Origin of the sequence: Micromonospora phytophila, assembly GCF_023656545.1 — a bacterium.
Lineage (GTDB): Bacteria > Actinomycetota > Actinomycetes > Mycobacteriales > Micromonosporaceae > Micromonospora > Micromonospora phytophila.
Genome location: NZ_JAMOKF010000242.1, coordinates 1 through 8,436, shown reverse-complemented (window position 1 = coordinate 8,436; position 8,436 = coordinate 1). Strand labels below are relative to the sequence as shown.

The window sequence follows — 8,436 nt, the reverse complement described above, 5'->3', positions numbered from 1 at the left end:
CGTCCAGCCGGACGAGGCGGGCGAGGAAGGCCCCCGCGTCACCCACCCCGACGATGCCGTGCGCGGGGGCCGCCCCGCCAGCCGTGGGCACCGGGGCGTCCGGTCGCCCGCCCACCGGGCCGCGTCCACCGGTCGCCGTCACGCCGAGCCGCCCTGCGGGGCGTAGGAGAGCAGGAACTCCCGCTCCTCGGCGGTGATCCGGCGGGGCAGCTGCCGGGTCAGGTCGAACGGCACCAGCACCGAGCGGGCGGTGCTGGCCAGCACCTCGCCGTCGTACAGCTCGTAGGCGACGGTGAACCGGGAGGCCCGGATCTCCTCCACCCACAGCTCGATGCGGACCGTCGGGGCGGCCTCCGCGGTGGCCCGGCCGAGGGCGTAGTCGACCGGGCGCAGGTAGTCGACCTCGTGCCGACGGATGACCACCCCGTCGGCGAACGAGCCCACTCCCCACGCCCGGCCGCCGGCGAACATCAACGCCACCCGGGCCTCCTCGTAGAGGGTGAGGAAGCGCGAGTTGTTGACGTGGCCGTACGCGTCCAGGTCCGACCACCGCAGGGTGCAGTGGTACACGAAGCGGTCCGCCATGCTCAGTCGCGGGTGAGCTTGCGGTAGGTCACCCGGTGCGGGCGGGCCGCCTCGGCGCCGAGCCGGTGGACCTTGTTCTTCTCGTACGCCTCGAAGTTGCCCTCGAACCAGAACCACTTGGCGGGGTCCTCGTCGTCGCCCTCCCAGGCCAGGATGTGCGTGGCGACCCGGTCGAGGAACATCCGGTCGTGGGAGATGACCACGGCGCAGCCGGGGAACTCCAGCAGCGCGTTCTCCAGGCTGGAGAGGGTCTCCACGTCCAGGTCGTTCGTCGGCTCGTCGAGCAGGATCACGTTGCCGCCGATCTTCAGCGTCAGCGCCAGGTTGAGCCGGTTGCGCTCGCCGCCGGAGAGCACCTTGGTCGGCTTCTGCTGGTCCGGGCCCTTGAAGCCGAACGCCGCGATGTACGCCCGCGACGGCATCTCGACCTTGCCGACCATCAGGTGGTCGAGACCGTCGGAGACGACCTCCCAGACGGTCTTGTCGCCGTCGAGGCCCTGCCGGGCCTGGTCGACGTACGACAGCGAGACGGTGTCGCCGACCCGGACCTGGCCGTCGGTCGGCTGCTCCAGCCCGACGATGGTCTTGAACAGCGTGGTCTTGCCGACGCCGTTCGGGCCGATGATGCCGACGATGCCGTTGCGCGGCAGCGAGAAGCTGAGGTGGTCGATCAGGATCCGGTCGCCGAAGCCCTTGGTGAGCGCCTGCGCCTCGATCACCGTGCTGCCCAGGCGCGGGCCCGGCGGGATCTGGATCTCCTCGAAGTCCAGCTTGCGGGTCTTCTCCGCCTCGGTGGCCATCTCGTCGTACCGGTCGAGGCGGGCCTTGGACTTGGTCTGGCGGGCCTTGGCGTTGGAGCGGACCCACTCCAGTTCCTCGGTGAGCCGCTTCTTCATCTTGGCGTCGCGGCGCCCCTCGACGGCGAGCCGGGCGGCCTTCTTCTCCAGGTAGGTGGAGTAGTTGCCCTCGTACGGGTAGGTCCGGCCGCGGTCCAGCTCCAGGATCCAGTTGGCCACGTTGTCGAGGAAGTACCGGTCGTGGGTGATCGCCATGACGGTGCCGGCGTACTTGGCCAGGTGCTGCTCCAGCCACTGCACGCTCTCCGCGTCCAGGTGGTTGGTGGGCTCGTCGAGCAGCAGCAGGTCGGGCGCCTCCAGCAGGAGCTTGCAGAGAGCGACCCGGCGGCGCTCACCGCCGGAGAGCTGGGTGACGTCGGCGTCCGGCGGCGGGCAGCGCAGCGCGTCCATGGCCAGTTCGAGCTTGGAGTCGACGTCCCAGGCGTCGAGGTGGTCGAGCTCCTCCTGGAGCTTGCCCATCTCTTCCATCAGCTCGTCGGAGTAGTCGGTCGCCATCTGCTCGGCGATCTTGTTGAACCGCTCCAGCTTGGCCTTGGTCTCGGCGACCGCCTCCTCGACGTTGCCGAGGACGGTCTTGGCGTCGTTGAGCGGAGGCTCCTGGGCGAGCATGCCGACGGTGTAGCCGGGCATGAGCCGGGCCTCGCCGTTGCTCGGCCGGTCCATCCCTGCCATGATCTTGAGGAGGCTGGACTTACCGGCGCCGTTCGGACCGACCACACCGATCTTGGCCCCCGGCAGGAAGTTCAGCGTCACGTTGTCGAGCACGACCTTGTCGCCGTGCGCCTTGCGCGCCTTTTCCAGGACGTAGATGAACTGGGCCACGGTGCGGGCTACCTCCGTCGGTTGCTGTCGCCTGTTGGGCGGCGCGGGCGCGGGCTGCGACCTCCGCCCGCCCACCGCCGGCCGGGGGCCGGCCGCGCGCACGCCATCGTCAATCCTGACAGGTACGCGGCGCTACGCCCACATCACCCCGCCCCGGCGGCACCCGCGTGCCGTGACGCCCGTCGCAGCAGCTTGTCGACAAGATCACCAAGATGGTTCAGTCAGGGCGGCATGGGTAGGTGACTCCGGCACGGGGCCCCAGACGCCGCAGCTACGCTCAGTACGCTCATCGCGGTGGACCCGTCAGCACCCGGAGGTGGCCGATCGTGACCGTCCGTAGCTCCTTTGTCGTAGTGGCGAACCGATTGCCGGTCGACGAGGTGAGCACACCCGAGGGACGGCAGTGGCGACGCAGCCCCGGCGGGCTGGTCACCGCCCTGCATCCCGTTCTCGCCGAGCACCAGGGCACCTGGGTCGGCTGGGCCGGCGGGACCGGCGCCGCCCCCGAGCCGTTCGACCTGGAGGGGATCCGGCTGCACCCGGTGCCGTTGAGCGCCGAGGAGCTGGAGCGCTACTACGAGGGCCAGTCCAACGCGACGATCTGGCCGCTCTACCACGACGCGGTGGAGACGCCGGCCTACAAGCGCCGCTGGCGTGAGGCGTACCGCCTGGTCAACGCCCGGTTCGCGGAGGCCGCGGCGGAGGTCGCGGCCGAGGGCGCGACGGTCTGGGTGCAGGACTACCAGCTCCAGCTGGTCCCGGCGATGCTCCGCGAGCTGCGCCCGGACCTGCGCATCGGCTTCTTCCTGCACATCCCGTTCCCGCCCATCGAGCTGTTCATGCAGATGCCGTTCCGCACCGAGATCCTGCGCGGCCTGCTCGGCGCGGACCTGGTCGGCTTCCAGCAGCGGCTCGCCGCGCAGAACTTCGTCCGGCTCGCCCGGCACCTGCTCGGGCTGCGCTACGAGGGCCAGATGATCCAGGTCGACGGCCGGCAGGTGAAGGCGGGCGCCTTCCCGATCTCCATCGACACCAGGGAGATGGAGCGGCTGGCCGCGGACTCGTCGATCCAGGCCCGGGCCAAGGAGATCCGCGAGGAGCTGGGTAACCCGAAGACGATCATCCTGGGCGTGGACCGGCTGGACTACACCAAGGGCATCGAGCTACGGCTCAAGGCGTTCCGGGAACTGCTGGCTGACGGAAAGCTGACAGTCCCGGACGCGGTCATGGTGCAGGTCGCCACCCCCAGCCGCGAGCGGGTCGAGCACTACCAGGCACTTCGCGTCAAGGTCGAGCGCGAGGTCGGTCGGATCAATGGCGAATTCGGCAGGGTCGGCGTGCCGGCGGTGCATTATCTGCATCAGTCGTACAGTCGCACTGAGCTGGCCGCAATGTACGCCGCTGCCGATGTGATGATGGTGACCCCGCTGCGAGACGGAATGAACCTGGTGGCAAAGGAGTACGTCGCATCGCGCGCCGACCAGGGCGGCGCGCTCGTGCTCAGTGAGTTCGCCGGCGCCGCCACCGAGCTGCGTCAGGCGTTTCTGTGCAATCCGCACGACCCGGACGCGGTCAAGGACGCCCTGCTGCGGGCCGTGCACGTCGAGAACCCGGAGGCCCGCCGCCGCATGCGGACAATGCAACGCCATCTGCGAACCCACGACGTGGGGCACTGGGCGAAGTCCTTCCTCACCGAACTCGGTGTACGCGAGGCGGAGGCCGAGTGAACGCGCCCGTCAACGACAAGGCGGCCGCCGTCACCGGCGTGATGTCTGCCGAACTGCGTGCCGCCATCGGCCGGATCGCCCGGGTGCCCCAGCTCCTCATCGCCTGCGACTACGACGGCACCCTGGCGCCGATCGTGGAGGACCCGAGCAAGGCCGTACCGCTGCCGGAGTCGGTGGCGGCGGTGCGGGCGCTGGCCGCGCTGCCCCAGACCACCGTGGCGGTCGTCTCCGGCCGGGCGCTGCGCGACCTGGCCGCGCTCTCCCGGCTGCCCAGCGAGGTCCACCTGGTCGGCAGCCACGGCTCCGAGTTCGACATCGGCTTCGTCGAGCGGCTCTCCCCCGAGCTGATCGCCGTGCGCACCCGGGTGCGCGACGCGCTGCGCGAGATCGCCGGCGCCCACCCGGGCATCCGGTTGGAGCGCAAGCCGGCGAGCGTCGCGGTGCACACCCGCGGGGTGGACCCGCAGGCGGCCGCCGCGGCCATCGAGGCCGTCCGCAGCGGCCCCGCCACCTGGGACGGCGTGACCGTCACCCAGGGCAAGGAGGTCATCGAGCTGTCGGTCGTGGCCACCCACAAGGGCACCGCCGTCGACCAGCTGCGCACCCAGCTCTCCGCCAGCGCGGTGCTCTTCATCGGCGACGACGTCACCGACGAGAACGCCTTCGGCAACCTGCACGGGCCGGACGTCGGCATCAAGATCGGCCCGGGTGACACCCGGGCCGGCTACCGGGTGGCCGAGCCGATCGAGGCGGCGCGCGCCCTCGCCCTGCTGCTGGAGACCCGGCGGCACTGGCTCTTCGGGGAGCGGGCGGTGCCGATCGAGCGGCACTCGATGCTGGCCAACGGCCGCACGGTCGCGCTGCTCACCCCCGAGGCCAAGGTCACCTGGCTGTGCCACCCCAAGCCGGACTCGTCGGCGATCTTCGCCGACCTGGTGGGCGGCAGCCCGGCGGGGCACTTCAGCGTCGCCCCCGAACGGGGCGGTATCCCGCTGGGGCAGCGCTACCGCTCCGGCACCATGACCGTGGAGACCCGCTGGTCCGGGCTCACCGTCACGGACTGGCTGGACAAGCCGGCCAAGGAGACCACCCCGGACGGCCCGGTGGTCACCACCGGCGACTCCACGCTGATCCGGGTGCTCACCGGCCGCGGCCGGGTCCGGCTGGAGTTCGCCCCCCGGCCGGAGTTCGGTCAGGTGGCGGTCCAGCTGCAACCACTCGGCGACGGCCTGCTGGTGCTCGGCTCGAACGAGCCGGTGGCGCTCTACTCCCCCGGGGTCGAGTGGGAGGTCACCAGCGACGGCGTGAACGAGAGCGCGAAGGCCGTCGTGGACCTCGCCGCCGCAGGCGGGCAGGTCCTGCTGGAGCTGCGCTTCGGCACCCACAGCCTCGAACACCACCGGGTGCCGATTCACGAGCGGCAGGCCGCGGCGGAGCAGCCGTGGAAGGACTGGGTCGCCTCACTGCGGCTGCCGACCACCTCGCGGGACCTGGTCGTCCGCAGCGCGCTGACCCTGCGCGGGCTCTGCCACGAGGCGACCGGCTCGATCCTCGCCGCCGCGACCACCTCGCTGCCGGAGGAGCTGGGCGGCGTCCGCAACTGGGACTACCGCTACTGCTGGCTGCGCGACGCGGCGATGACCGCCCGGGCGCTGGTCGATCTCGGCTCGACCGAGGAGGCCGAGGGGCTGCTGCGCTGGATCGACGGCGTGGTGGAGCGCACCGGCGGGCACCCCGAGCGGCTGCACCCCCTCTACACGGTGGACGGGTACGAGCTGGGCGCCGAGGCGGTCATCGACACCCTGCCGGGCTACGCCGGCTCCCGCCCGGTGCGGGTCGGCAACCTCGCCAACCACCAGCTCCAGCTGGACGTCTTCGGCCCGGTCGCCGACCTGATCGCCGCCGTGGCCGACGCGCGGGGCTCGGTTCGCGACGACGAGTGGCGGGTGCTGGAGAACATGGTCGAGGCGGTCCGCCGCCGCTGGCACGAGCCGGACCACGGCATCTGGGAGGCCCGCCTCCCGCCCCGGCACCACGTCTTCTCCAAGGTGATGCTGTGGATGACCGTCGACCGGGCGCTGCACGTGGTGCGCCAGCACGGCGGTGAGGACCGGCCCGACTGGGTGGAGCTGCGCGACCGGATCGCCGCCAACGTGCTGGAGTACGGCTGGCACGAGCACGCCGAGGCGTACAGCGTGGCGTACGGGCACGAGGACATGGACGCCTCGTCGCTCTGGATCGGCCTGTCGGGCCTGCTTCCCGGCGACGACCCGCGCTTCCTCTCCACCGTGCTCAAGATCGAGGCCGACCTGCGCAGTGGCCCGGTCGTCTACCGCTACCACTGGGACGACGGCCTGCCCGGCCGCGAGGGTGGCTTCCACATCTGCACGTCGTGGCTGATCGAGGCGTACCTGCGCACCGGCCGGCGTACCGACGCCGAGGAGCTCTTCGCGCAGATGGTGCTCACCGCCGGTCCCACCGGCCTGCTCCCCGAGCAGTACGACCCGCTCGCCGAGCGCGGACTGGGCAACCACCCGCAGGCCTACAGTCACCTCGGCCTGGTCCGCTGCGCCCTGCTGCTGGACAACATGCTCAAGCAGTGACCTGACGCACCGACGCGGCGGCGGCCGGAGACCCGTGTCTCCGGCCGCCGCCGCGTCATGTGTGTCCAGGTCGACCACAATCCCCGGCAGCGCGGAGCCGGCCGTGTCACCCGCCGCCCCGCGGCCCGCCGGAGGTCTTGCGCCGCGCGGGCGGTCACCCGCCCCCCGCGGCCCGCCGGGAGGTCTTCCGCCGCGCGACGGTCAGTCCTCCGGAGGTCCCCCGCTCTCGCCGAGGAGCCGGAGCGGCTCCTGGAGGTCGGCCGACGACAGGGCGGTGACCACGTCGCCCACGACCACAACCGCGGGCGGACGCAGCCCCGCGGCGACCACGTCGGCGGCCACCGCGCCGAGCGTGGAACGGAGCACCCGCTGCGCCCCGGTCGTGGCCTCCTGCACTACGGCCGCCGGGGTCTCCGCCGGCCGGCCGTGCGCGGTCAGCGCCGCGGTGATCGCGGCGAGGTTCTTTAGTCCCATCAGGACGACCAGCGTGCCGCGCAGGCCGGCCAACGCGTCCCAGCGCACCAGCGAGGTCGGCGAGTCGGGCGCGACGTGGCCGGAGACCACGGTGAACTCGTGCGCCACCGCCCGGTGGGTGACCGGGATGCCGGCCGCCGCCGGGGCCGCGATCGAGCTGGTGACGCCCGGCACCACGGTCACCGGCACGCCGGCCTCGGCGCAGGCCAGCAACTCCTCGCCGCCCCGGCCGAAGACGTACGGGTCGCCGCCCTTGAGCCGGACCACCCGCCTCCCGGCGCGGGCGTGCTCGACCAGGGTGGCGTTGATGGCGTCCTGACCCATCGACGGGCCCCGGGGCACCTTGGCCGCGTCGACCACCCGCACGTCGGGGCGCAGCCCGGCGAGCAGCCCCTGGGGGGCGAGCCGGTCGACCACCACCACCTCCGCGGCGTCCAGCAGCGCCCTGCCCCGTACGGTGATCAGGTCGTCGGGCCCGGGGCCGCCGCCGACGATGGCGACATGACCCGGGCGCAGGCCCGGCCCGTGGTGCCCGTGGCCGTGCTGACCGCCGTGGTGATCGTCGTGGCGATGGTGATGGTGGTGGTGGCCGGGGCCGTCGACCGGGTCGTCGGGGTGGTCGTGCGGGGTCTGCGGCCGGCCCACCTTGTCGGCGAAGCCGGGCATCAGCACCCGGTACGCGCAGGTGTCGCAGTTCATCCGGATGTCCCCGCGCCGCGCCTCGGCATGCCGTTCGAGGACCAGGTCGGCGAGGGCGTCGCAGTCGCCGATCAGGTCGGCCACCCGCACGTCCAGGTCGGGGTGGGCGGCGGCGAACTCGGCCGTCCGGGCGACGATCCGGTCCGGCAGCACCCCGGCGAAGAGGAAGTACGGCGCGACGACGATCCGCCGCGCGCCGAGCCGGCGCAGCCGCTCCAGCACCGCCGGCACCGACGGTTCGGCCAGGGAGATGAAGCCCGGCTCGACGCCGGCGTAGCCGCGCCCCTCCCAGAGCAGCCGGGCCACCTTGGCGACCTCGGCGTTGGCGTCCGGGTCGGTGGAGCCGCGGCCGATCAGCGCCACCCAGGTGCCGGCGCGGTCGTCCCCGGCCAACGCGGTGTCGATCCGCTGCTCCAGGGCGGTGTGCAGCAGCGGATGCGGGCCGAGGGGCCGGCCGTAGGCGTACGTCAGCCCGGGGTGACGCTGCTGCTCGCGGGCCATCGCGGCCGGAATGTCGCCCTTGCCGTGGCCGGCGGCGGTCAGCACCAGCGGCAGCGCCACCAGGGCCCGGTGGCCCCGCTGCACGAGCGCGCCGACCGCGTCGGTCAGCGGCGGCCGGGACAGCTCGATGAAGCCGCCCTCGACGTCGCCTACCGTGCCGGCGGCGCG

General features: G+C 72.5%; 5 protein-coding genes. 2 read left to right on the top strand and 3 right to left on the bottom strand.

Annotated elements, in window-relative coordinates:
* Positions 1-138: 138 nt before the first annotated feature.
* Positions 139-585: an acyl-CoA thioesterase gene (locus tag NCC78_RS23080; RefSeq protein ID WP_250796997.1), complete on the bottom strand. Its 447-nt coding sequence runs from the start codon at positions 583-585 to the stop codon at positions 139-141.
* Positions 586-587: 2 nt separating this feature from the next.
* Positions 588-2,264, bottom strand: a complete 1,677-nt coding sequence (ettA, locus tag NCC78_RS23075; RefSeq protein ID WP_250796996.1) for an energy-dependent translational throttle protein EttA — start codon at positions 2,262-2,264, stop codon at positions 588-590.
* A 326-nt stretch (positions 2,265-2,590) separates the two neighbouring features.
* On the opposite strand from ettA, the gene NCC78_RS23070 reads away from it, so the two are divergent.
* The gene (locus NCC78_RS23070; protein ID WP_250796995.1) at positions 2,591-3,991 is read left to right on the top strand and encodes an alpha,alpha-trehalose-phosphate synthase (UDP-forming); all 1,401 of its coding nucleotides are present in this window, start codon (positions 2,591-2,593) and stop codon (positions 3,989-3,991) included.
* A gap of 41 nt (positions 3,992-4,032) precedes the next feature.
* Complete coding sequence (otsB, locus tag NCC78_RS23065) at positions 4,033-6,594, top strand: trehalose-phosphatase (RefSeq protein WP_250797002.1); 2,562 nt, start codon at positions 4,033-4,035, stop codon at positions 6,592-6,594.
* A 201-nt stretch (positions 6,595-6,795) separates the two neighbouring features.
* Here the strand turns inward: otsB and cobA are convergent.
* On the bottom strand, positions 6,796-8,436 hold a 1,641-nt coding region (gene cobA, locus NCC78_RS23060; protein WP_250796994.1), incomplete at its 5' end, for a uroporphyrinogen-III C-methyltransferase.

Coding starts and splice junctions, on each gene's coding strand:
- NCC78_RS23080 (WP_250796997.1), bottom strand. CDS start 585: ATGGCGGACCGCTTCGTGTACCACTGCACCCTGCGGTGGTCGGACCTG.
- otsB (WP_250797002.1), top strand. CDS start 4,033: ATGTCTGCCGAACTGCGTGCCGCCATCGGCCGGATCGCCCGGGTGCCC.